This window comes from Streptomyces sp. NPDC013455 (assembly GCF_040632975.1).
Taxonomy (GTDB): domain Bacteria; phylum Actinomycetota; class Actinomycetes; order Streptomycetales; family Streptomycetaceae; genus Streptomyces.
Genome location: NZ_JBEYCX010000005.1, coordinates 26,584 through 50,881 on the forward strand (window position 1 = coordinate 26,584; position 24,298 = coordinate 50,881).

20 protein-coding genes are annotated in these 24,298 nt (G+C 72.9%); 11 read left to right on the forward strand and 9 right to left on the reverse strand.

The window, feature by feature from the left end; genetic code table 11:
• Positions 1-39: 39 nt before the first annotated feature.
• Positions 40-1,494, reverse strand: coding sequence for a glyceraldehyde-3-phosphate dehydrogenase (locus tag ABZ576_RS10560; protein ID WP_360739132.1), 1,455 nt, complete (start codon positions 1,492-1,494; stop codon positions 40-42).
• Between the two features lie 172 nt (positions 1,495-1,666).
• Between ABZ576_RS10560 and ABZ576_RS10565 the strand changes: the two genes are divergently transcribed.
• The gene (locus ABZ576_RS10565) at positions 1,667-2,893 is read left to right on the forward strand and encodes a hypothetical protein (RefSeq protein WP_360738495.1); all 1,227 of its coding nucleotides are present in this window, start codon (positions 1,667-1,669) and stop codon (positions 2,891-2,893) included.
• Positions 2,894-3,052: 159 nt separating this feature from the next.
• On the forward strand, positions 3,053-3,745 hold the full coding sequence (locus tag ABZ576_RS10570; protein WP_360738497.1) for an alpha/beta hydrolase: 693 nt from the start codon (positions 3,053-3,055) through the stop codon (positions 3,743-3,745).
• Positions 3,746-3,779: 34 nt separating this feature from the next.
• On the opposite strand, the gene ABZ576_RS10575 is transcribed toward ABZ576_RS10570, so the two are convergent.
• Positions 3,780-4,094, reverse strand: coding sequence for a hypothetical protein (locus ABZ576_RS10575; protein ID WP_360738499.1), 315 nt, complete (start codon positions 4,092-4,094; stop codon positions 3,780-3,782).
• Positions 4,095-4,402: 308 nt separating this feature from the next.
• Between ABZ576_RS10575 and ABZ576_RS10580 the strand changes: the two genes are divergently transcribed.
• From ABZ576_RS10580 to ABZ576_RS10590, 3 genes are all read left to right on the forward strand, one after another.
• Positions 4,403-4,723 carry a hypothetical protein gene (locus ABZ576_RS10580; RefSeq protein ID WP_360738501.1) on the forward strand — a complete coding sequence of 107 codons (321 nt, stop codon included), beginning with the start codon at positions 4,403-4,405 and terminating at the stop codon, positions 4,721-4,723.
• A 134-nt stretch (positions 4,724-4,857) separates the two neighbouring features.
• On the forward strand, positions 4,858-5,688 hold the full coding sequence (locus tag ABZ576_RS10585) for a PP2C family protein-serine/threonine phosphatase (RefSeq protein ID WP_360738504.1): 831 nt from the start codon (positions 4,858-4,860) through the stop codon (positions 5,686-5,688).
• 185 nt (positions 5,689-5,873) lie between these two features.
• Complete coding sequence (locus tag ABZ576_RS10590) at positions 5,874-6,896, forward strand: MASE1 domain-containing protein (RefSeq protein ID WP_360738506.1); 1,023 nt, start codon at positions 5,874-5,876, stop codon at positions 6,894-6,896.
• 196 nt (positions 6,897-7,092) lie between these two features.
• Here ABZ576_RS10590 and ABZ576_RS10595 read toward each other — a convergent pair whose 3' ends face one another.
• Positions 7,093-7,443: a hypothetical protein gene (locus tag ABZ576_RS10595; protein ID WP_360738508.1), complete on the reverse strand. Its 351-nt coding sequence runs from the start codon at positions 7,441-7,443 to the stop codon at positions 7,093-7,095.
• 370 nt (positions 7,444-7,813) lie between these two features.
• Here ABZ576_RS10595 and ABZ576_RS10600 point away from each other — a divergent pair, with 370 nt between their 5' ends.
• From ABZ576_RS10600 to ABZ576_RS10610, 3 genes are all read left to right on the forward strand, one after another.
• Positions 7,814-8,545 carry a haloacid dehalogenase type II gene (locus ABZ576_RS10600; protein ID WP_360738511.1) on the forward strand — a complete coding sequence of 244 codons (732 nt, stop codon included), beginning with the start codon at positions 7,814-7,816 and terminating at the stop codon, positions 8,543-8,545.
• A 318-nt stretch (positions 8,546-8,863) separates the two neighbouring features.
• Positions 8,864-9,325, forward strand: a complete 462-nt coding sequence (locus ABZ576_RS10605; RefSeq protein WP_360738513.1) for a hypothetical protein — start codon at positions 8,864-8,866, stop codon at positions 9,323-9,325.
• The gene (locus ABZ576_RS10610) at positions 9,319-11,796 is read left to right on the forward strand and encodes a cutinase family protein (protein WP_360738516.1); all 2,478 of its coding nucleotides are present in this window, start codon (positions 9,319-9,321) and stop codon (positions 11,794-11,796) included. Before ABZ576_RS10605 ends, ABZ576_RS10610 begins: the two co-directional genes overlap by 7 nt.
• A 127-nt stretch (positions 11,797-11,923) precedes the next feature.
• On the opposite strand, the gene ABZ576_RS10615 is transcribed toward ABZ576_RS10610, so the two are convergent.
• The gene (locus ABZ576_RS10615; protein WP_360738518.1) at positions 11,924-13,090 is read right to left on the reverse strand and encodes a hypothetical protein; all 1,167 of its coding nucleotides are present in this window, start codon (positions 13,088-13,090) and stop codon (positions 11,924-11,926) included.
• Between the two features lie 502 nt (positions 13,091-13,592).
• Here ABZ576_RS10615 and ABZ576_RS10620 point away from each other — a divergent pair.
• A complete protein-coding gene (locus tag ABZ576_RS10620; RefSeq protein WP_360738521.1) occupies positions 13,593-17,858 on the forward strand; it encodes a HAMP domain-containing protein in 4,266 nt (1,421 codons plus the stop codon).
• A 130-nt stretch (positions 17,859-17,988) separates the two neighbouring features.
• Positions 17,989-20,337, forward strand: a complete 2,349-nt coding sequence (locus ABZ576_RS10625; RefSeq protein ID WP_360739133.1) for a SpoIIE family protein phosphatase — start codon at positions 17,989-17,991, stop codon at positions 20,335-20,337.
• A 55-nt stretch (positions 20,338-20,392) separates the two neighbouring features.
• Here ABZ576_RS10625 and ABZ576_RS10630 read toward each other — a convergent pair whose 3' ends face one another.
• Both ABZ576_RS10630 and ABZ576_RS10635 read right to left on the reverse strand, forming a co-directional pair.
• On the reverse strand, positions 20,393-20,842 hold the full coding sequence (locus ABZ576_RS10630) for an ATP-binding protein (RefSeq protein WP_360738523.1): 450 nt from the start codon (positions 20,840-20,842) through the stop codon (positions 20,393-20,395).
• Between the two features lie 256 nt (positions 20,843-21,098).
• On the reverse strand, positions 21,099-21,272 hold the full coding sequence (locus ABZ576_RS10635; RefSeq protein WP_360738526.1) for a CsbD family protein: 174 nt from the start codon (positions 21,270-21,272) through the stop codon (positions 21,099-21,101).
• Positions 21,273-21,428: 156 nt separating this feature from the next.
• Between ABZ576_RS10635 and ABZ576_RS10640 the strand changes: the two genes are divergently transcribed.
• A complete protein-coding gene (locus tag ABZ576_RS10640; protein WP_360738529.1) occupies positions 21,429-21,599 on the forward strand; it encodes a hydrophobic protein in 171 nt (56 codons plus the stop codon).
• A 103-nt stretch (positions 21,600-21,702) separates the two neighbouring features.
• Here the strand turns inward: ABZ576_RS10640 and sph are convergent, their stop codons facing one another.
• The 3 genes from sph to mgrA form a co-directional block, all read right to left on the reverse strand.
• Positions 21,703-22,686, reverse strand: a complete 984-nt coding sequence (gene sph, locus ABZ576_RS10645) for a sphingomyelin phosphodiesterase (protein WP_360738531.1) — start codon at positions 22,684-22,686, stop codon at positions 21,703-21,705.
• A 122-nt stretch (positions 22,687-22,808) separates the two neighbouring features.
• The gene (locus ABZ576_RS10650; protein WP_360738533.1) at positions 22,809-22,988 is read right to left on the reverse strand and encodes a hypothetical protein; all 180 of its coding nucleotides are present in this window, start codon (positions 22,986-22,988) and stop codon (positions 22,809-22,811) included.
• 123 nt (positions 22,989-23,111) lie between these two features.
• Positions 23,112-24,155 carry an L-glyceraldehyde 3-phosphate reductase gene (gene mgrA, locus ABZ576_RS10655; RefSeq protein ID WP_360738536.1) on the reverse strand — a complete coding sequence of 348 codons (1,044 nt, stop codon included), beginning with the start codon at positions 24,153-24,155 and terminating at the stop codon, positions 23,112-23,114.
• Between the last annotated feature and the right edge of the window lie 143 nt (positions 24,156-24,298).

Below are 24,298 nucleotides of genomic sequence, written 5' to 3' on the forward strand. Positions count from 1 at the left end.
CCCGGTCGGCGGCCGTACGGGTCCTCGGAGCGTGGCGGATCAGACCGCCGTCGCCGGGAACGTCGGGTACTCCACGCCCGACACGTGCTGGACGACGCGGACGACCTGGCAGGAGTAGCCGAACTCGTTGTCGTACCAGAGGTAGAGGATCGCGTTGTCACCGTCGACCTTCAGGGCGCCGGCGTCCACGATCGAGGCGTGGCGCGAGCCGATGAAGTCGCTGGAGACCGCGTCGGGCGCCGTGATGAAGTCGATCTGGCGCTTCAGCGGCGAGGTCAGCGACACCTCGCGCAGGTAGTCGTGGACCTCCTCGCGGGTGGCCTCGCGGGCCAGCTGGAGGTTGAGGATCGCGATCGAGACGTCCGGCACCGGGACGCGGATCGAGCTGCCGCTGATCTTCGCCTTGAGGTCGGGCAGCGCCTTGGCGACGGCGGAGGCGGCACCGGTCTCGGTGATCACCATGTTGAGCGGCGCGGAGCGGCCACGGCGCTCGGACTTGTGGTAGTTGTCCAGCAGGTTCTGGTCGTTGGTGAACGAGTGGACGGTCTCCACGTGCCCGCGCAGCACGCCGTACTCGTCGTCCATCGCCTTCAGCGGCGGGACGATCGCGTTGGTGGTGCACGAGGCGCAGGACAGGATCTGCTCGTCCGGCTTGACGGTGTCGTGGTTGACGCCGTGCACGATGTTCGGGACGTCGCCCTTGCCCGGCGCGGTCAGCACGACCTTCTGGATGCCGGGGCGCAGGTGCTTGGACAGGCCCTCGCGGTCGCGCCACTTGCCGGTGTTGTCGATGAGGATGGCGTCCCGGATGCCGTACTCGGTGTAGTCCACGTGCGAGGGGTCGTCGGCGTAGATCACCTTGATCTCGTTGCCGTTGGCCACGATCGTGCTGCGGTCCTCGTCCACGGTGATCGTGCCCTGGAACTGGCCGTGGATGGAGTCGCGGCGCAGCAGCGAGGCGCGCTTGACGAGGTCCTCCGCGGCCCGGCCACCGCCGCCGCGCACCACGATGGCGCGCAGCCGCAGGCCGTTGCCCGAGCCGGCCTTCTCGATGAGGAGGCGGGCGACGAGGCGGCCGATGCGGCCGAAGCCGTAGAGGACGACGTCACGCGGCTGACGGCGGTCGATCTTGTTCGCGCCCGTGGCGCCGGCGACGGCCTCGGCCGTGAACTGCTCCACGCTCAGGCCGCGGTCGTCGGCCGCGTACATGGTGGCCAGCATGCCGAGGTCGATCTGGGAGGGCCCGAGGTCCAGGGTGGTCAGGGCCTCCAGGAACGGCATGGTCTCGGTGACCGACAGCTCCGCGCCCGCGATCTGCCGGGCGAAGCGGTGGGTCTTCAGGATGCTGACCACCGACTTGTTCACCAGGGAGCGGCTGTGCAGCAGGACGGTCACGTCCCGCTCGCGGTGCAGCTTCCCGATGAGCGGGATCATCGACTCCGCGATCTCTTCGCGGATCTTCCAGTTGGTGAACGAGTCGTCGTTGACAGTCACAAGATCCATCTTTCGAGCTAGGCAGCGCTCATATGATAACCACACGCTTTTCGGGGATCGGCAGGCCCTCCCGCACACACCGCGCGGACTCGGCCGGATCGCCGTAACCCCTCCTGAATCCAGGTGGAAGTACGCGAGAAACCCGGGTCGCGGATTGCGCGTCCTCCCCGGCGTGCCCAAGGTCGCAGGTGTGCGCACCTCCTCCGCCCCGCGGCCCGAGCCGACGGCGCCCGCCGGACCGCTGAGCCGGCCCCGGCCGCCCCGGCCGACCGGTTCCGGCGCGCCCCCCGGGCTGCTGCCGGCACTCGCCCTGTTCGCGGCCGTCCGGCTCACCGGAATCCTCGCCGTCATCCTCACCAACCACCTCAGGGGGCACCCACTCGTCGGCAACCTGGCCCACGCCTGGGACTCCCGCTGGTACCTGCACATCGCCACCCACGGCTACGGCGACCTGATCTGGATCAGCCCGCAGGGCGCGGTGCAGACCGACTGGGCCTTCTTCCCGCTCTACCCGGCGCTCATCAGAGCGCTGACCGCCGTGCTGCCGCTCACCCCGGGCCAGGCCGCGCTGCTCCTGGCCTGGACGGCCGCGGGCGTGGCCGCGCACGGCGTCTACCTCGTCGGCCACCACCTGTACGGCCGGGGGGCCGCCACCACGCTGGTCGCCCTGTGGGCCGCCCTGCCGCACGCGGTGGAACTGACCATCGCCTACACCGAGTCGCTGTTCGCCGCGCTCGCCGCCTGGTCCCTGTACTGCGTCCTCAAAGACCGCTGGCTGTGGGCCGGCACCCTGGCCGCGCTGGCCGGCCTGGCCCGGCCCAGCGGCTTCGCCGTGGCGGCGGCCGTCTGCACCGCTGCCGCACACGAGGCGCTGCGGCGGCGGGGACGGGCCCCGGCGCGCGTCTGGGCCGGTGCGCTCCTGGCACCCCTGGGCTGGACCGGCTACGTGCTCTGGGTGGGCGGCCGGACGGGAGACCTCCTCGGCGGCTACTTCACCGTCCAGGCTGCCTGGGGGTCACGCTTCGACTTCGGAGCCGGCTCCCTGCGCTTCCTCAAGGCCCTGCTGCTGCACGGCGGGAACGTCGTGTACCCGGCCGCGCTGCTGACCGTCGCGGTGGGCGTCCTGCTGTTCACGCTGCTGTGCCTGGAGCGCGCCCCGCTCGCGCTGCTGGTCTTCGCCGGGGTCCTGGTGCTGCTCGTGGTCGGCGGCTCCGGCTCCTTCTCCTCCAAGCCGCGCTTCCTGCTGCCCGCCTTCCCGCTGCTCATCCCGGCGGCCCGGGCGCTCACCCGCACCTGGTGGCTGCGCCGGCCCCAGGCGCTGGTCGTCTACGGCGCCCTCGTCCTGGTCTCCCTGCTGTGCGGCGCCTATGTGACGGCGGTGGCCCACTCCCCGCTGTGAGCGCCCGGAACGGAGACGGAGACGGGAACGAGCGAACGCGCGAACGCGCGGACGCCGTCGGATGTTCACCGGTCCGGCGCGCGGTGACCGCCCGGCACGGGTGGATGCGGCGCGTCCCGTGATGGCATGATCCGAGTCAATCCACGGGGAGGATCGCCGATGAGGCTGCACACGCACGAGTGGGGGACCGGCGACCGGGTCGCCGTCCTCGTGCACGGGCTGATGTCCGACCACCGCACCTGGCACCGGGTCGCACCTGTCCTGGCGGACAAGGGATACCGGGTCATCGGGGTCGACCTGCGCGGCCACGGCAAGAGCGGCCGGGGCGAGTACAGCCCCGAGAGCTGGGCGGGCGACCTGGTCGAGACCCTGCCGGAGCGTCCCGAGCTGGCGATCGGCCACTCGCTGGGAGCCCTGGCGCTGGCCGGGGCCGTCGAACGGCTGGCGCCCGCCCGGGCGGTCTACTGCGACCCGGCCTGGGACCTGCGCGGGAAGGTGGCCGAAGCGGCCGTGTACTTCACCGTCTTCAAGACCGCGCCGCGCGCGATGATCAGCGGCCTCAACCCGGGCTGGGACGACGACGACCTGGACGTGGAGATGGCCACGCTCGCCGACTGGGACCCGGACACGGCTCGCGTGCACCCGGAGATCTTCGCGGTCGACCGGACACCGGAGTACCCGGTGGTGCCCTCGCTGGTGGTGCTGGCCGGCACGGGCGCGCTCGTACGGCCCGGACGGGCCGAGGAGTTGACGCGGCGGGGCTTCGAGGTCCGTACCGTGGAAGGTGCCGGGCACACCGTGTACCGGGACGACTTCAAGGGCTTCATGGGAGCGCTGGACGGCTGGATCTGAGGGGGGCTCGCGCCCCCCTCGGCGCGGAGCGGGGTCAGCGCGGGTTGAAAATCACGCTGGCGAAGCGCGCGCCGCTGGGCGCCGACTTGCCCGGGGCGAGGCGCGTCGCCGATCCCTTGCACTTCTTCTGCGTGTAGACGACGAGCGGCTTCTTCGTCGAGTTCCGGGCGCCGCGCGCCTCCTGGGCCATGTCGAAGCACTTGTTGTCCGGAGGGTTGTCGAGGGCGTACGCCTTGCCCTGGGGCCCGACCCAGACGAACGTGCCGTCGGCGGCGAGCGCGGAACCGGTGGTGGTCAGGACGAGGGCCACACCGCCGAGCACGGCGGCGAGCGGACGACACAGGCGCATGAGGGTGTCCTTCGTTGACGGGGACGGTAGGGGAGCGGACCGAGGCCGCATCCGTAATGTCCCACCGGCGCCCCGCCCGGCCCCGGAGCCGACACGGGCACGTCCACCGTCCGGGTGACGGGGACGGGGACGGGGGACGGGGGGCGGGGGCGGGGCGGGGCGAGGGGAACGGGCAGGGGCGGGACGGGGCGGGCGAGGGCAGCGGGCGGGGGGGGTGGGCGGGGAGATCCCGTGGGGGTCCCGCCGTCCACTGTGCGAAGGCCGGGAATCGGGGTAGGCGGGGGTACGCCCGAGGAAAGGACCGTCCCATGACGACCTATGTGATCAGCGTCCCCGGCACCTTCACCACCGGGGTCGAGGCCGGTACCCGCACCCGGCTGGCCCAGGCGCTGCGGCCCGCCGATCCGCACGGCACGAAGATGGGCAGCGCGGAGGACCTGGACGTGCTCAGTGTCAACGAGGACAACACGTTCACCCTGCGCCTGACCGTCGAGGCGGACACCGGCCCGCACGCCGAGGAGGCGGCGCACCGGCTGGCGCACTCCGCGCTGCGCGACGCCGGCCTGGACGAGCGGTCCGCACCGCTCGGGCCCGCCGTGATCACCGGCATCGACTCCGAGGTCCGCTGACCGAACGGCGGCGCGGGGTCCGGCTGCGGGCCCCGGCCCGATCACCCCCTGGGCGCGATCACCCTAAATGGGTAAAATCTAGGCATTTGCCGATAACGCAGGCGGTCGGCCAGTCACCGCCCCGGAAGTGATCGATGCCCAGCAAGCGCTCCACGGACGAAGGCGACGAGCTGCTGTCCCGACTCGGTTCGCTCACCGCCCAGGCGCGCCAGCGCGCGGAGCAGCAGCGCACCCAGGTCGAGCTGGCCATCGCCCTCCAGCGCGGCATGCTGCCCCGGGACCTTCCCGCCGTACCGGGCCTGCGTCTCGCGGTCCGGTACGCGCCCGCCAACCGCGGTCTCAACGTGGGCGGCGACTGGTACGACGCCTTTGTCATGCCGGACGGCCGGATCGGGCTCGCCATCGGCGACGTACAGGGCCACAACATCGAGGCCGCCGCCTTCATGGGCCAGGTCAGGGCCGGACTGCGGGCGCTCGCCTCGGTCACCGGCGAGCCGGGTGAACTCCTCGCCCGCACCAACGACCTGCTGCTCTCCCTGGGCAGCGACCTCTTCGCCACCTGCACCTTCATGCGGCTCGACCCGGCCACCGGCGTGCTGGAGAGCGCCCGCGCCGGCCACATCCCGTTCGTGTGGGCCACGGCCGACGGGAAGTCCGGCGTCGTCGACGACGAGGGCGGGCCGCCGCTCGGCATCGAGCAGGGCATGGAGTTCGCGGTCACCCGGCACCGGCTGACCACCGGCGGGGTGTTCGTCCTGCTCACCGACGGAGTCGTGGAGGGGCCGTCGCTCAACATCGAGGACGGTCTGGACCAGGTGGTACGGCTCGCGGGCATCGCCGCCGTCGCCGGCCTGGAGGCGCACGCGCTCGCAGCGGCCGTGATCAAGGGCGCCGAGAGCGTCGGGCACGAGGACGACGCGGCCGTCCTGGTCGTGGGCCTCGACGGAATCGGCGGGGCACCCTGACCGGAGACCGGCCCGGCCGGATCCGCTCGGGGTACCGCTCGCGGCCGGTTCCGCTCGGGTCCGGTTCCGCTCAGATCCGGTTCCGCTCGGGTCCGGGCCCGCTACGGCCCGGTATTCAGCCGGAGGGCCGGTCCGGAACGGGTCTCGCCTCGCCGACCGGCGGCCACCGGTGTGAGATTGCTGCTGTGGTGGGTATCGAGCAGCTGCGCCGGCCGGGCGGACGCGCCGTCCAGGTACTGGCCGTCGCCGCCTGCTACTACGCGGCGGCCCGGCTCGGCCTGCTGCGTCAGCTGACCGTCGAGGGCGCCATCGTCACCCCCGTCTGGCCGCCCACCGGCGTCGCCGTCGCCGCGCTGCTGATCCTCGGCCTGCGCTGCTGGCCCGGCATCACCCTGGGCGCCTTCTTCTCCGTCCTGTCCCTCACCACACCCGGCCCCGACGTCCTCGTCATCCTCTTCGGCAACACCGCCGCCCCCGTGTGCGCGGCCCTGCTGCTGCGCCGGGCCGGCTTCCGCACCGGTCTGAGCCGGTTGCGCGACGGCCTCGCCCTGGTGTTCCTGGCCGCGCTGGGCGCCATGCTGATCAGCGCGACCGTCGGCGTCGGCCTCCTCGTGCTCAACAACAGCCTGCCCGCCCACAGCTTCTGGACCGTCTGGCTCGCCTGGTGGGTCGGCGACGCGATGGGTGTTCTGATCGTCACCCCGCTGCTGCTGTTGCTCAGCGGCGCCCGCAGACCGCTGCCGCTGCGGCGCTGGAAGGAGGCGACCGCGCTGGCCGTCGTCGCCTGCCTGCTCATCCCGCTGGCCGCCTACAGCCCCATCAGCATGCTCTTCCTCGTCTACCCGCTCATCATCTGGGCGGCCCTGCGTTTCCAGCTGGTGGGCAGTGCGCTCTGCGTGCTGCTGACGTCCGTGACGGCCACCGTCGCGGCGACGGACCGCCACGGGGCGTTCGCGGGGCTGAACCGGATCGAGGTCATGCTGAAGCTGCAGGCGTTCAACGGCGCCATGGCCCTGACCGCGCTGCTGCTGTCCGCCGTGATCACCGAGCAGCGCAACACCCGGCGCTCGGTGGAGCACGCGTGTCAGGAACTGGTCGAGGTCCTGGAGCACCTCAACGCGGGCGAGGCCCCGCCGCCCCGCCCGCAGAGCGCCGCCGAGAGCAGTGACCACCGCGACGACCGGCCGTGGCCGACCGGAGCCCCGTGAGCCGTGCGGGGGCGGGCCGGGGCAGCGGTGGGCCGTGCGGGCGCGGGCCGGGGCAAGGGTGGGCCGCTCGGCCGGGGGCGGGCCGGGGCAAGGGTGGGCCGCTCGGCCGGGGGCGGCGGACGGGCCGCTCGGCCGGGCGCGATTGCTCAGCCGGGTGTGCGGGGGCCGGCCCGGCGGTGTCAGTCCTTCGGCGGTGTCAGTCCTTCGAGCGGTTCACCGGTCCCTCGTCGTCGCTGCCCGGCTCGGCGGCCGGTGTGCCCGCCGCCGTGGCACGGCGGCCCGGGGCCGGCGGGTGGGCGGCACCGGTGGCGCCGGGCTGTCCGCCGCCCGTGGTGCCGTAGCCGCCGGGAATCCCCGGCGGTGTGTCCGCGGCGGCCGCCGCCTCGCTGATGTGGCGCCGGGCCCGGACCCCCGCCCGGCGCTCCGGGTAGGGGTAGTCGAAGGGCTCGGAGCCTGCGCGTTCGCGGTCCGCCTCACGCTGCCGGCGTGCGGCCCGCTCCGCCTCGGTCGCGTTCTCGTCCTGGCGCTTGCGGTCGTGGTCGTCCATGCGCCGCCGAGTACCCGGGCCGTGGCTCCGTCAACGTCCTTCCCGGGGCGCCGGACGGCCCGCCGAACGCCACGGCAGACGAGGGGCGCAGCCCGTGCGGGCGCCGCACAGGGGCCGGGCCGGACCGAAGGGGACAGCGGCGGCACGGAGCAGCGGCCGGCACCAGGACGGACAGACCAGGACACCCCGCGGAGCCCGGCCGCCGCAGCGAAGCCGCCCGGCCCCCGGAGGCGTACCCCTGCCGCCTGCGGTGTATCCGTGCCGGTATGCGGCGGTATGGTCGTCATGTGGTCACGGTCCCGGGCGAAGGACGGGAGCGTCGCACGCGGGACGGCGGCGCCGGGGACGCAGGTGCGCGACGGTGAGCCCCATGCCCGGTGACCACCGCGCGCACGTCGTCGTGTTCGACGTCGACGAGACGCTCACCGATCTCTCCGCGCTCGGCACCCGTCTGGCGGAGGCGGGCCTGCCCGGCCGGCTGCTGCCGGCCTGGTACGCCGGGGTGCTGCGGGACGGGGTCGCCCTGACGCTGGCCGGCGGCCGGGCCCCGTTCGCCGCCGTGGCCCGGGACGGGCTGCGCACGCTGGCGATGGGCACGCCGGGCGTGACCGACCCCGAGGCCGCCGCCGACCACGTCCTGGCCGGACTGCGCGAGCTGCCCCTGCGTCCGGACGTGCCGGGCGGCGTACGGGCCCTGCGGGCCGCCGGCTTCCGCCTGGTGACCTTGACGAACGGCTCCGCCGACACCGCCCGCGCGGTCCTGGGCCGGGCCGGGCTGACCGACTGCTTCGAGACGCATCTCGACGTCGCGGCGGTGGGCCGCTGGAAGCCCGCCCGTGAGGCGTACGCACAGGCGGTGGAGACCGCGGGCGTCCCGGCCGACGAGGTGGTGCTGGTGTCGGTGCATCCCTGGGACATCGACGGCGCCGCCCGGGCCGGTCTGGCCACCGCCTGGCTGCGGCGCACCCCCCAGCCCTACCCGGCGGCCCAGCTGCCCGCCGCGCTGGAGGCCACCGGAGTGCGGGATCTGGCGGACCGCCTCGGCGCCCAGCAGCGACTGGTCGACGCGGGCGAGGACGACGAGGGGCCCCTCCTGCATTAGGGCTTCCCCCCGGACCAGGGGTTCCTTCCGGGACCAGGGGTCCCTTCCGGCGCCCAGGGGTCCCTTCCCGGACCGGGGGCGGCTGCCGGACCGGAGCCTGTGCGCAGGCCGGGCACGGCCCGGCTCCCCGGACGAGCCGGAACGCGTTGTCGACGGATTGTCCGCGGATTCTCCACCTCCCCGCGCCGGGCGTCCGGTGGCGTGTTGCATGGGCGTCGGCCGCCGGACGCGGCGGGCGGCGCCCACGGTCGCCGTGGTGCTCGCCGGTCGCGCCGACGGCCGGGCAGCCATCACCCATCTCATCGGGGAGAGACAGACATGTTCCGTACACGTGCGAGAAGAGACGCGACCGCGCGAGGAAGCGGAGGAAGTCACTCCGCGCAGGGCGGTCCCGTCCGCCGGCGCGGCTCGCGTACCGCCGCGAGCGTGGGCGCCGTGGCGCTCGCCGCGGCCGCCGCGGGCCTGTCCGCCGCGGGGGTGGCCCACGCCGACGGCCACGGCGAGGGCTACTACGGCGTGTGGGCGTCCGGCGTCAACGTGCGGGCCGGCGGGGGAGAGACCTGCTACCTGTACCCGTCCGTCGCCAACTGCCCCACCGTGGAGGGCACGGTGGGCGCCCCGCAGTCCGTGTGGGTGTACTGCCAGCAGGAGGGCGCCCAGGTGGTCGGCGGCAACCCGTACTGGGTGTGGGTCCGCACGCCCAGCGGTGCCCGCGGCTACATGGCCGGGTACTACATCTCCAACGTCAGCAACTGGATCGACGGCGTACCGCAGTGCTGAAGGGCCGACTGTCCCCGTGGGCCACATGGATCGCGCGGCTGGTCACCGCCGCACTGGCCCTGACCCTGCTTCCACTCGTCACGGCGGCACCGGCCCACGCGGCCCGGTTCTCGCCCGTCGACGCCCAGCCGTGGGACGAGGGCCTGCCCCTGTTCTGCTCGACGAACCTCGTCATCGGCGTCCGCGGCTCGGGGGAGAACTACGCCGAGAACCCGGCGTACCCCGGGCTCGAGCACATGGGCAACCGGGTCGGCGCCTACCTCAGGCAGGCCCAGATCGCCGGTCTCAGCGGATCCTCCACCGACTACTACCCGCTGCCCTACGAGGCCGCCGACGCCACCGCGGACAACATCCTGTCCTGGTTCGGTGACTCCCGGTGGGTCAACTCCCGCAACACCGGGACCAAGCAGCTCGTCCAGGTGGTGCGGTACTGGGCCGGGACCTGCCCCGACTCGCGGATCGGCGTGGTCGGCTACTCCCAGGGCGCCAACGTGGTGCACGACGCGCTCGACCTGCTGTCCGCCGACGAGCGCGGCCACATCGGGGCCGTACTGCTGCTGGCCGACCCGCACAGCGCCGCCGGCCGCAGCTCCTACGGACTGCACGTGGACTACCGTTCGGGCGCCACCGACAAGACCACCCAGGGCGGGGTCCTCGAACCCAGGGTGCTGCCCTCCGACATCGCCGGGCGCAGCCTGGACTTCTGCATCATCGGGGACCCCGTCTGCGACCCGAGGCAGAGCGGGTCGAACGGCGGCGAGATCCACACCAGTTACCAGAGCTGCTGCGGGCAGGTCGACTACCGGCAGAGTCTGGGCAGTTGGTTCGCGCGTCAGATGAAGGGCATCAGCGGCCCGCCGCCGGCCCCCAGCTGGAACCCGGGCCGCCACTGCGGCGTGACGGTCGTCCCGCCCGACGACGCCGCGGGCCGGGCCGTCGAGTGGGCCTGCCGCGAGGTCGGACTGGGCACCTGGTACACCTGGGGCGGCGGCCACGGCCCGGCCCCCGGCCCGACCTACGGATTGGTCGACGCCTCGGACCCCGAACGCAGCAAGAACGATCCGTACCGCCAGGGCTTCGATTGCTCGGGCTTCGTACGCTACGCCTGGGCGAAAGCCGTCGGTTACGACCTCATGGGACAGCGCACGGCCGCCCAGGAGTTCCAGCTGCCGGCCACCCAACGCTTCACCGCCGCCCAGGGCTCCGCCCCGCTGGAACCCGGTGACCTGGTCTTCTGGGGCGCGCCGATCACCCATGTCGCCATGTACCTGGGCGACGGGAAGATCGTCGAGGCGCGGGAGTCGGACACCCGGTTGATGGTGTCGGCGTTCGGCAGCCACAACCGGTACGCCGGTGCCATCCGGCTCGCCCACTCCGGAACGGGCGGCGGTTCGGCGACGCACAGCACCTGGGGCGATTCGGTGAACGTCCGTGCCTCCGCCTCACGGTCGGCGTCCGTCGTGCTCACCCTGGACGGCCCCACCGCCGTCAACATCAAGTGCCAGCAGCACGCCGAGTCCGTGACGGCGGAGGGGTACACCAACGACGCCTGGTCGTACCTGCCCGACTTCCAGGGCTGGATCAGCAACATCTACGTCCAGGGACCCGAGTGGCTGGACGGGGTGCCCGCCTGCGACGGCTCCGGCACGGGAGGGGGCTCGGGACGCTTCCGGACATGGGGCTCGGGCGTGAACGTACGGCCACTGCCCTCCCGCGCGGGCACACCCGTGGCCACCTTCTCCGCGCCGATGTCCGTGGCCGTCCAGTGCCAGAAGCGGGCCGAGTCCGTGACGGCGGAGGGCTACACCAACGACGCCTGGTCGTACCTGCCGGACTACCGGGGCTGGGTCAGCAACATCTACCTCGAGGGCCCCGAGTGGCTCGACGGCGTCCCCGCGTGCGACGGCAACACGGGCGCGGGCCACGGACGGTTCAGCACCTGGGGCTCGGACGTCAACACCCGCCAGCGGCCCAGCACCTCCGCCCCCCTGGGGCCGGTGTTCTCCGGGCCCACGACGGTGACCGTCTCGTGCCAGCAGCACGCCGAGTCCGTGACGGCCGCGGGCGTCACCAACGACGCCTGGTCGTACCTGCCCGACCAACAGGCCTGGATCAGCAACATCTTCATCCAGGGCCCGGCCTGGCTCGACGGCGTACCGCCCTGCGGCGGCAACGACGCACCGGTCGGCAACTCCGGTTACAGCACCTGGGGGTCCGGGGTGAAGGTGCGGGCCGACGCCTCGACGGCCACCGCCACGGTGCACACCTTCACCGGCCCGACCACCGTACGCGTCCTGTGCCAGGACCGCGGGGAGTCGGTGACGGCCGAAGGGATCACCAACAGCGCCTGGTCCTACCTCCCGGACTACGGCGGCTGGATCAGCAACATCTTCATCCAGGGCCCGGCCTGGCTGGACGACGTGCCGGCCTGTGCCAGCCGCCGCCCCGGCGACCCGCCGAACGTCGTCTGACAGGGACGTCGTCCGACGCACCGCCGGACGCAGCGTCCGCCGGACAGAGCGTCCGCCGGACGGAGCGCCCGCCGCGCCCATCGCGCGGCGGGCGCTCAGCGCGTCACCGGCGCCGGTGCCGCGCCGTTCACCGCCGCTGCCGCACACCCGCACAGGGCGCCGGGTACGAGCTGTCCACGACGTCGTAGGGCAGGCACGCCCCGTGCGCGGGGGCGAAGTCCAGCAGGTGGCCGCGGACCCGGTCGGTGTACGGCCGCAGGCGCTCGGGGACGCCGTTCTCCTTCTGCACCACGTAGGTCGCCGTGCGCCAGGCGGCGGCCAGGTTCATCACCGGGTCACCGGCGACACCTTCCAGCTGCGGGGTGAGCGTGCACAGCATGCGGCCCAGCGCCAGGATCGACTCCTCGGGGTCGAACGGCGGCACCGGCACGCGGTCCTGCCGGTCCTCGGGCAGGTAGTACCGCAGCACACGGGGCGTCCAGCGGGCGATGCCGTACTCCTGCGCGGCGGGATCGGCCAGGTCGGGATCGAAACCGCTCTCGGCGGCGAGGATCGCGGCGACGAGGGCGGGCGTGATCTGGGGAATGGGGCACATCGTCCCGGCGCGCACGATGGCGGGCCGGTACCTGTCCGGTATCGCGGCGCGCGGGTTCAGCCACTTCGACGTGTCGGCCGACAGGGCCGCGGAGGTGTCCGGTGCCGCCCGCAGCTGTGAGGCGACGCAGCCGAAGAGCAGCAGCCCGAGCACGGCGATACGCCACCACAGCGCGGCCGGGCGCGGCACCCACGGTCCTCGTGCGCGCCGGGCGGCCGGCCGCGGTCCGGGCGGCGCCACGAGGCGGATGCCGGCAGCAGCTGTGTCGGCGGTGGTGGTGTCGGTGGCGGCGGGCTGCGCGGCAGTGGGTCCGGTGGCGGCGGACGGGGCGGCACCGGGTTCGGCGGAAGGGGCCGTACCCGCCGGGACGGCCCCGCCCGGCCCCGCGAAGTCGTGACCGCCCGCCGCCGCGAAGTCGTCCCCGTCCGGCGCCGAGGCGGGAGGCGACGGCGGCTGTGCCGCCGGGGCTCCGGACGCGTCGTCCGCCTGTCCCGTGTCCAGCAGGATCCGTGTGCGCACCCGGCGGGCCTCCCACGCCACGGCATCGCCCCCGCAGGCCAGCACGTACGCCCGCAGCACGGCGGCGCTGGGCAGCCGCTTGCCCGACGCGCACGCGGCCAGCGTGGACGGCGCGAAATGCGTGTGCGCCGCCAGCTGCTGGTAGGACGGCGACCCCGCCCGCTTCCGCAGCAGACGCAAGTCGTGAGCGAACCGCTCCAAGGGCCCTCTCGTCGGATCGATGCTGCTTTCGCGCCGCCCCACGTTCCCCCCACACATGCCCGCGCCCCGCGCGCCGCCCACCCGGTCACGGCGACGACGAGGGTGATTGTGGCATGAGCATGGCCCAGCAGTGCGGTTTCGGTGGCCACGGCCAGGCCCGGGACGGCGGCCGCCGGCAGCGAGGACGCTCCGGCACCGAAGGGCGCGTGACCGGTGGACCGAGGGGGAACAAACCTCCTCGAGTACCCGGTCGTCGCACTCTCACACCTGGCGGCACAGGAGCTTTTCGAGGCGTCTGGCGAGTTGGCCGATTACTTTGTCCGAGGCCGTCCAGGTGGGTTAGCCTGCGGCGTATTTTTCTCATCATGCAAATCCGTGAACTGCGGAAATGCACACACCACCGGCCGGGCGGCGTACCGCTCCCGGCCGCGGTTCCGAGCCCTCGGCGCGAGGGCTCTTGGGGAGCGGATCGAGGGTGCGCATGGCCGGCAAGGCGACCGGGACGACCGAGGCTGTCCCGGGTGACCACGAACTGAGGAGACTGCTCGCGGGGCTCACCGCGGTGCGCGACGGGGACTTCGGCACCCGGTTGCCGGACGACTCCACCGGACTGATGGGCGACATCGCCACCGTCTTCAACGGCATGGTCGACCAGCTGTCCGTCTTCACCTCCGAAGTCACCCGGGTGGCCCGCGAGGTGGGTACCGAGGGCACCCTCGGCGGTCAGGCGCAGGTGCCCGGGGTCTCCGGCACCTGGGCCGATCTGACCGACTCCGTCAACGCGATGGCGGGCAACCTCACCACACAGGTCCGCGACATCGCCCAGGTCGCCACCGCCGTGGCCAAGGGCGACCTCTCCCAGAAGATCGACGTGCCCGCGCGCGGCGAGATCCTCCAGCTGAAGGAAACCGTCAACACGATGGTGGACCAGCTGTCGGCGTTCGCGGACGAGGTGACCCGGGTGGCCCGGGAGGTGGGTACCGAGGGCCGGCTCGGCGGCCAGGCCCAGGTGCCCGGGGTCGCGGGCGTCTGGCGGGACCTGACGGACTCGGTCAATTTCATGGCCGGGAACCTGACGGCCCAGGTGCGCAACGTGGCGCAGGTGACGACCGCGGTGGCGCAGGGCGACCTGTCGCAGAAGATCACGGTGGACGCCCGGGGCGAGATCCTGGAGCTGAAGAGCACCATCAACACGATGGTGGACCAGCTGTCGGCGTTCGCCGACGAGGTGACCCGGGTGGCCCGGGAGGTGGGTACCGAGGGCCGGCTCGGCGGCCAGGCGGACGTCAAGGGCGTCAAGGGCACCTGGCGGGACCTGACGGACTCGGTGAACTTCATGGCCGGGAACCTGACGGCCCAGGTGCGCAACGTGGCCCAGGTGGCCACCGCGGTGGCGCAGGGCGACCTGTCGCAGAAGATCACGGTGGACGCCCGGGGCGAGATCCTGGAGCTGAAGAACACCATCAACACGATGGTGGACCAGCTGTCGGCGTTCGCCGACGAGGTGACCCGGGTGGCCCGGGAGGTGGGTACCGAGGGCCGGCTCGGCGGCCAGGCGCAGGTGCGCGGGGTCGCCGGCACCTGGAAGGACCTCACCGACAACGTCAACGTGATGGCCTCCAACCTCACCGGCCAGGTCCGCTCCATCGCCCAGGTGGCCACCGCCGTCGCCCGGGGCGACCTCTCGCAGAAGATCACCGTCGAGGCCAAGGGCGAGGTCGCCGCCCTCGCCGATGTGATCAACACCATGGTCGACACGCTCTCGGCGTTCGCCGACGAGGTGACCCGGGTGGCCCGCGAGGTGGGTACCGAGGGCCGGCTCGGCGGCCAGGCCCACGTGCCCAACGTGGCCGGCACCTGGAAGGACCTCACCGACAACGTCAACTCCATGGCCAACAACCTCACCGGCCAGGTCCGCAACATCGCGCTGGTGACCACCGCCGTGGCCAAGGGCGACCTGTCGAAGAAGATCGACGTCGACGCCCGCGGCGAGATCCTCGAACTGAAGACCACCATCAACACGATGGTCGACCAGCTCTCCGCCTTCGCCGACGAGGTCACGCGCGTGGCCCGGGAGGTGGGCACCGAGGGCCGGCTCGGCGGCCAGGCCGAGGTCGAGGGTGTCTCCGGCACCTGGAAGCGGCTCACCGAGAACGTCAACGAGCTCGCCGGCAACCTCACCCGGCAGGTCCGCGCCATCGCCGACGTCGCCAGCGCCGTCGCCGAGGGCGACCTGACCCGGTCCATCACCGTCGACGCCTCCGGTGAGGTCGCCGACCTCAAGGACAACATCAACTCCATGGTGGAGTCCCTGCGCGAGACCACCCGCGCCAACCAGGAACAGGACTGGCTCAAGACCAACCTGGCCCGGATCTCCGGCCTCATGCAGGGCCACCGCGACCTGCCGGTCGTCGCCGAGCTCATCATGGACGAGCTGGTGCCCCAGGTGTCCGCCCAGTACGGCGCCTTCTACCTCGCCGAGGACGGCGACTCCGGGCCCGAGCTGCGGCTCGTCGGCTCCTACGGCCGGCCCGAGGAGGACACCCGGCCGGTCCGCTTCGCCCTCGGCCGCTCCCTGGTCGGCCAGGCCGCGCGCAGCCGGCGCACCATCGCCGTGAACCAGCTGCCGCCCGGCTACGTCACCATCTCCTCCGGTCTCGGACAGGTGGAGCCCACCGCGCTGCTGCTGCTGCCCATCGTCTTCGAGGAGCAGGTCCTCGGCGTCATCGAGCTCGCCGCCGTGACCCCGTTCAACCCCGTCCAGCGGGATTTCCTCCAGCAGCTGGTGGACACCATCGGCGTCAACGTCAACACCATCGTCGCCAACGCCCGCACCGACGAACTGCTGGAGGAGTCGCAGCGCCTCACCAGCGAACTCCAGTCGCGCTCGGCCGAGTTGCAGGCCCGCCAGGAAGAACTGCAGCGCTCCAACGCCGAACTGGAGGAGAAGGCCTCGCTGCTCGCCGAGCAGAACCGGGACATCGAGGCGAAGAACCTCCAGATCGAACAGGCCCGGCAGGAGCTGGAGGCGCGCGCCCAGCAGCTGTCGCTCGCCTCGAAGTACAAGTCCGAGTTCCTCGCCAACATGAGCCACGAGCTGCGCACCCCGCTCAACAGCCTGCTCATCCTCGCCCAGCTGCTGGCCCAGAACCCCTCCCGCAACCTCACCCCCAAGCAGGTCGAGTACGCGGGCATCATCCACTCCGCCGGCTCCGACCTGCTCCAGCTCATCAACGACATCCTGGACCTGTCGAAGGTCGAGGCGGGCAAGATGGACGTCACGCCCGAGCGCGTCCCGCTGCGCCAGCTCATCGACTACGTCGAGGCCACCTTCCGGCCGATGACCACGCAGAAGAGCCTGGACTTCACCGTCACCACCGCCCCCGGCGCCCCCGCCGACCTGCTCACCGACGACTCCCGGCTCCGCCAGATCCTGCGCAACCTGCTGTCCAACGCGGTGAAGTTCACCGAACAGGGCGGCGTCGGACTGCGCGTCGAACCCGCCGCCGACGACGAGGTGCCCGAGGGCGTCGTGCGGGGCGGCGCGGTCGTCGCCTTCCGGGTGACGGACACCGGCATCGGCATTCCCGAGCAGCAGCTGGAGACCATCTTCGGCGCGTTCCAGCAGGCCGACGGCACCACGAGCCGCAAGTACGGGGGCACCGGGCTCGGTCTGTCGATCACCCGGGAGATCGCCCATCTGCTCGGCGGCGCCGTCAGCGTGGACAGCACCCCCGGCAAGGGCAGCACCTTCACCCTCTTCCTGCCGGTCTCGCGGCCCGACTTCGAGCTGAGCCCGCCGGCCGGGCACCCGGTCGCCGAAGCCGAGGGGGAGCGGGCGGACGGCACGCACGGGCCCGGCGCGGCCCCGGAACCGCAGTCGGCCACCTCCTACGGGCGACAGCGGCCGCGCCGGCTGCTCGTCGTGGAGGAGCGCCCGCGCGGGCTGCTGACGCTGGTCGCCGAGAGCGTGGTCGGGGACCTGGACTCCGGCCGCGCCGACGGTGGCGGCACCCCCGTCGACATCATCACCGCGGTCGGCGCCCAGGAGGCCGCCGGTGCGCTGGCCGCCGAACCCTGCCACTGCGTCGTGGTGGAACTGGGCATGCCCGGCGGGGAGTCGGCGCGCTTCCTGGAGGCCCTGCGCGGCGACTCGGCCCTGGCCGGCGTCCCGGTCCTGGTCCACGTCTCGCACCGCACCGAGCCCCTCGCCGAGTCCGCCGCGGGCGGTTCCCCGGAGTACCTCTACAGCCTGGACGAGCTGCGCGAGCGGATCGCCCTGCACCTGTCCGCCGAGGAGCCCGGCGAGGTGCTCACCCTGGTCCGCGGCGACGAGCCCCAGCGCACCGCCCCGCACCTGATCGACGAGCGGACCCGCGGGCGTACCATCCTGGTCGTGGACGACGACGCGCGGAACCTGTTCGCGCTCAGCGGCATCCTCGAACTGCACGGCTTCCGCGTCCTGCACGCCGAGAACGGCCGCAAGGGCATCGAGACACTGGTGAACAACCCGGACGTCGAACTGGTCCTGATGGACGTGATGATGCCCGAGATGGACGGCTACACGGCCACGGCCGAGATCCGCAGGATGCCGCAGTACGCCGACCTGCCGGTGATCGCGGTGACCGCCAAGGCCATGCAGGGCGACCGGGAGAAGAGCCTTGCCTCCGGCGCCAGCGACTACGTCACGAAACCCGTTGACACCCATGACCTCATCGCCTGTGTCCGGCGCTGGCTCCCCGCATGAGCACGGCACCGCACGCCCGCCCCTTCGCAGGCCGAACAGGCCGAGGAGTACCGATCCGGTGACCACCCACGAACCGCCCGCCGGACCCGACGCCCCGGCCGGTGCGCCCCTCGAACTCCCCGTCGTCGAAGTGGTCGTGCCCGACGTCCCGGCCAGCTCCCCGGTGGGCCGGCTCGCCGCGACCGTGGAACGGCTGCGCGAGGAGGTACGGGCCGCGCAGGCCGAGGCCGAGGGCCGGGCGCTCCTCGAACTGGCCAAGGGCATCCTGGTCGAACGCCTCGGCTGCGGACCGGCCCAGGCCGCCCGCCAGCTCGCGGAACTGACCGCGCAGGCGCAGATGACGCCGCTGGAGTTCGCGGTGGACGTCATCAACCAGGCGGCCCGGGACCGGGTCGCGGAGATCACCGAGGCCTTCCTCTCGGCCGCCGCGGACCCGTCCGGGCCGGCCGAGGAGAGCGCCGCCGTACGGCTGCGCGCCGCCGAGAGCGGTGTCCTGGCCGCCGACGACACCCAGGCGATGGCCGACTCGCTGCTCGAACACGCCCTGCGCCCCCTGGGCGCGGTGGCCGTGGCCATCTGGGCGGCCGGCCCGGACGGCTCGCTGACCCTCGCCGGGAGCGCCGGGTTCCCGCCGGGCGAGGCCGCCCGCTGGCGCTACGTCCCGCCCGACGTCGCCACGGTGGCCCGGCGCGGCCTGACCGAGCCGGAAGGACAGTGGCTGTCCTCGCTGTCCGGGTCCGGGCTGCCCACGATCGGCCGCCGCGAGTACGCCGACGGCGCGCGCATCGCCGTACCCGCGGGCACCGGCGGCCGGATCCACGGGGTGCTGGAGATCGCCTGGCCCAAGCCCGAGGAACCGCTGCCGCGCCCGGTGGTGCGGCAGGTGGAGGCGCTCGCCGAGCTGTGCGCGCACACCCTGGAGACGTCCGCGCTGCCGGCCACCGGGCCGGAGCCCAGGTTGCTGCCCGACGTGGTCGAGCTGATGGACCTGGCCGACGGGCTGCACGATCCGGCCCTGGTCCTCGTGCCGCACCTGGACGACTCGGGGCAGCTGGTCGACTTCCGCATCCAGCACGTCAACAACCGCTTCCTCGACCCCGCGGGCCGGCCGCGGGCCGTCGTCGGCGGTGCCCTGCTGCTGGAGGCCTATCCGCTGGCCGCCGGCGTCAGCGAGCTGTTCCAGCGGGTGGAGCGCGTCTACGCCACCGGTGAGCCGTTCCGCGCCCACCGGATGCGGCTGACCGCCCTGGTCGACCAGGTGCCGCTGTCCGCCGTCGCCGACATCAGCATCAGCCGGCACGGCACGGCGGTGCTGCTCATCTGGCGCATCGAGGACGAGGCCGCGCGCCTGGCCAGCCTGCTCCAGCACGCCCAGCGGCTCGGCCGGATCGGCGGCTTCGAGGAGAACCTCCTCACCGGCGAGATCACCTGGAACGGCCAGCTGTTCAGCCTGTACGGCCGGCCGGCCACCAGCACCCCGGTCGCCCTGCAGGATCTGCCGGCCCACGCCCACCCCGACGACGCGGTGACCCTCCGCCGGTTCCTGCGGACCGTGCTGCACCACCGCAGGCCCGCCTCCGCCGCGTTCCGGCTGCTGCGCCCCGACGGCGTGACCCGGCACATGCGGGTCGTCGCCGAACCCGTCCTGGACACGGCCGGCCAGCTCTTCGTCGTCCGCGGCGCCTACCAGGACATCTCCGCCCAGCACTGGACCGAGGTAGCCCTCGCCGCCACCCGCGACCAGCTGGCCCACACCGAGCAGCAGGCCGTCGAGCGCAACCGGCTCGCCCTCCAGCTGCAGCACGCGATCATGCCACCGGCTCAGGCCCCGCTGCGGGTGCCCGGCCTCCACGTGGCGGTGCGCTACCGGCCGGCGGAGACCGAGAACCTGGTCGGCGGCGACTGGTACGACGCCGTCGTGCTGCCCTCCGGGATGGTCCTGCTCTGCGTCGGCGATGTCGCCGGGCACGGTATCGAGGCGGCGACCAGCATGGTCGTCCTGCGCAACGCGCTGCGCGGCCTGGCGGTGACCGGCGCGGGCCCGGCGCAGCTGCTGTCCTGGCTGAACATAGTCGCCCACCATCTGACGGGCGCCGTGACCGCGACCGCCGTGTGCGGCCTGTACGACGGCGAGCGGCGCACCCTGCGGTGGGCGCGGGCCGGCCATCTGCCGCCGGTGCTGGTCCGGGAGTCGGAGGCCACCGCACTGCCCCCGGTCAAGGGGCTGCTGCTGGGGGCGGTGCCGGAGGCGGGGTACGAGGAGACGGAGGTGCAGCTGGCCGCCGGGGACACCCTGCTGATGTACACCGACGGCCTGATCGAGCGCCGGGACCGGTCGGTGGAGGAGTCCCTATCCCACCTGGTGGACACGGCGCGCACCGCGCCCGGCACCCTGGACCAGCAGCTCGACCGGCTGCTCACCTACAGCAGGTCGGACACCGACGACGACACCTGCATCGTCGGAATCCGCGTGGACTGAGCCGGCCGGTCCGTCGGATCAGGCCGGCCCGTCGGATCCGGGCCGGCCCGTCCGGTCAGCCGGGGGTTCCGTGGCAAAGCGGCACGGTCGCCGTGATCCGCTTGCCGAGGGAGAGCCAGGTCACCTCCAGGTCGCGGGAGAGCATCGACACCAGGTGCAGGCCGTGGCCGCCGACCCGTCCGGGGTCGGGCGGGCGCCGCCGGGGCGGCTGCCCGGAGGTGTCCGACACGGCGACGCGCAGCGCACCGGCTCCGGGCAGCAGTTCCAGCAGCAGGGCGCACCGGCCCGGTGCGTGCGCGGCCGCGTTGGCGAGGAGCTCGCTCACCACGAGCTGGGCATCCTGCACCGAGCGTCGCACCGGGGCGGGCCGTGCCCGGGAGAGCAGAGCCGCGACGGCGTCTCTGGCCTCGGCGATGCTCGACACGCCGGTCTCCCAGGTGCGGCTGTAGCGCAGGCTTCGGGGGCGTTCCTGCGTCGTCGCGTGGGTCCTGAGCGGGATGTCCATACCTCGTTGCCCTTTTCCTCTGGGGTCAGGGTCCCTTCCTGTGCACAGGGAGGTCGTGCCGTCCCTGACCGGCTACCCGCTCGGCCGCCGGTCAAAGGAACGTCCACAAGGAATCCTCCGGATGCTCATGAACGCCTGCTGAGGGGCGGCGCGGCGGCTCCGCACAACGCGAACGGGTCCGGAAATCCGCTTCCGTCGGATTTCCGGACCCGTTACACGTCCTATCGGCGCACTCGGCGCGAGAAGGTGAACGCCCTCAGTGCTTGAAGGTGTCCTTCGCCTTCTCCTTCGCCTGCCGGGCGTCCCCGCGGGCGCCCTCCATACGGCCTTCGGCCTCCATGCGCTCGTTTCCGACGGCGCGACCCGCGGCCTCCTTGAGCTTGCCCTTGGCCTGCTCCGCCTTGGCCTTCGACTTCTGATTGCCGGCCATCGCGTGTCACATCCCAACGTCGACTCGGTCTGCGGTCGCCATTCGGATTGCCGCTCCGCTCACATCCAAACCAGAAAATCGGATTCATTCCGGCCGCGCATCGGGAGGCCTGAGCGCGAGATTTGCGGGAACCCGCCGTAGCGGAGGTTGATAAGCATGGTTCCTTTGCTTCTGGTTCTTCTGCTGGCTCTGATTCTTTTCGGCGCGGGCTTCGCGCTGAAGGCACTGTGGTGGCTCGCGGTCATCGTGCTCGTGCTGTGGCTGGTCGGCTTCGTCGTCCGCCCGGCCGGGACCGGGGGCCGGCGGGGCCGCTGGTACCGCTGGTAGCGCGCCACTCGCTCCGGAACGGCGGCGGGCCCCGGCTTCGGCCGGGGCCCGCCGCCGTGTGCCGTGCCCAGGGGGCGGCCCAGTGGGCGGTCTAGTGGGCGGTCTAGGGGGCGAAGGCGCGGACCGGGTAGTGGTCGGAGAGGTTCGTGTACGTGTACGGCGTCCCCCAGCTCGTCACCGTCCAGGGCGCCGACCGCTCCTGGACGACCTCGTTGCGCCACCCGGCCGGCCGGGCGTTGCCGGCGCGGGCGAGGACGTGGTCCAGGTCCTCGCGCGGATCGCCGGGGTAGCGGTCGCGGGCGATGGAGTTCTCGTGCGTGTCGAAGGAGTACGGGTGCCCGGTGCGGGCGTCCGCGCCGGCCAGGCCCGCGTCGGCGAGCATGGCCGGGTACTCGGCGCTGCGCGCGTCCACGTTCAGGTCGCCGGCGACCAGCACCTCTTCGTCAGCCGGGATGTTCTTGGCGTCCAGGAAGGCATCGATGGCCCGGAACTGGCGGGACCGCGTCCGCACCGCCTCGCCCGCCCCGCACCCCGGGTCCGTGGACTGCGCGTGCGTGCCGACGACGTGCACCCGGGCGCCGCCGACGTTCAGCACGACGTAGGCGAAGCCCTTGTTGGACCACCAGTCGGCGCCGCAGGCGTCCTGGTAGACGTACTGCTCCTGGCGCAGGATCGGCCACTTGCTCAGCACGGTGACCCCGCCGTCCTCCGGCGTGGCGGCGGAGTACGCCCCGCCGGTGGCGTCCCAGCCGTCCCGGCCGCGGCCCACCACCGGGGTCTGGTACGGGTACCCGGCCGCCGCGGCGCGCCGCAGCGCGTCCGACGCGGAGTTGTCGAACGCCTCCTGGAGGATCACCACGTCGTTGCCCTGGAAGAAGGACGCCTTCGGTATCTCCGCGGCCCGGTGGTCCTGCCCCCAGTTGGGGTACAGGTTCCTGCTCATGAGGAAGACGTTGTACGTCAGGACCCGCAGCGCCGGTGCCGGTTCGGCGGCGGCGGCCGGTGCCGGCCCGGCGATCGCCGCGGCGGGCAGGGCGAGGGCGAGCACGGCCGCGGCGAGGGCGCGGCGCGGTGCGAAGGGCGTCACTGGATCTCCCTGTCGATGAAGGGGCGAAGTGGCGCCGCACATCAAACCATCCGGGATTACCCGCAGGTAACACCCTGGCGCGCGCCAGATGGCGCGCTGCGGGCGGAACGGGGGAGGAGCGGTCAGGCGGAGGCGGTCCCGCCCTCGTCGTCACCCGTCTCGGGCTGGCACGCGCGGCACAGCTCGTGGTCCCCGTCACGGGTGACGACGGTCCCCCAGCCCAGACACTGCTCGCAGTCGCGGGCGAGGCTCAGGTCGGGGTGGGGAGGCAGGAGGGGGGCGTGGTGGGCTCCGTGCGCCATACGGTGAGCGGCTCCTCGAAGTCGCGGGGATGTCGCGAGGGCAGGGATGACAACGCTGTCCGAATGGCTTCCAGTATGTCCTACTTTTCCCCTATGTCTGTGACGTAGGTCACATCCAGCGGGTCATCCCAGGTTCCCCAGCCGGGCGTCCCGCCACAGGTCCACCCCGCCGTCGGTGGCGTACGTGTCGATCTCGGCCAGCTCCTCCTCGTCGAAGGAGAGGTTCTCCAGGGCGGCGACGTTCTGCTCCAGCTGCTCGACCCGCGAGGCACCGATCACCAGTGAGGTCACCCGCTCGTCCCGCAGCGCCCAGGCCAGCGCCATCTGCGCCAGTGTCTGGCCGCGCCGGGCCGCGATGTCGTTCAGCGCGCGCAGCCGGCCGCGCAGGTCGTCCGTCAGCCAGGCCGCGTCCAGGGACGTCCCCCGCGCGGCCCGTGAGTCCTGCGGAACGCCGTCCAGGTAGCGGCCGGTGAGCAGTCCCTGGGCGAGCGCCGTGAAGCCGATGACCCCGAAGCCCTCCTCCCGGGCGGCGTCCAGCAGGCCCTCCGTCTCGATCCAGCGGTTGAGCATGCTGTACGACGGCTGGTGGATCAGCAGGGGGGTGCCGAGGTCGCGCAGGATCGCCGCGGCCTGCCGGGAGCGCTCGGCGTCGTAGGACGAGATGCCGACGTAGAGGGCCTTGCCCTGGCGGACGGCGGTGTCCAGCGCGCCCATCGTCTCCTCCAGCGGCGTGCTCGCGTCCAGCCGGTGGGAGTAGAAGACGTCCACGTACTCCAGGCCCGTCCGGCGGAGCGACTGGTCCAGCGAGGCCAGCAGGTACTTGCGGGAGCCGCCGCCCTGCCCGTAGGGGCCGGGCCACATGTCCCAGCCGGCCTTGGTGGAGATCACCAGCTCGTCCCGGTACCGCGCCAGGTCGCGCCGGAGCAGCCTTCCGAAGTTGCTCTCGGCCGCGCCGTACGGCGGTCCGTAGTTGTTGGCCAGGTCGTGATGGGTGATCCCGAGGTCGAAGGCGCGCAGCGCGATCTCGCGCTGGGTCTCGAACGGGCGGTCGTCGCCGAAGTTGTGCCAGTAGCCCAGGGACAGGACCGGCAGGTCCAGGCCGGAACGGCCGGTGCGCCGGTAGCGCATGGTGCCGTCGTAGCGAGCGGGGTCCGCGACGTACGTCATCGGGTGTTCTCCGGGTGGTGCCGTAGGGGTGCCCCTGCGTGTGCGCACGAGCCCGTCCACCCTGCGCTCCCTCGCCGCGCAAGTCCAACCGCCGTCCCGGATGGGATTGAGCGGTTCCGTTTCTGAATCGGCCGGCGGGGCAG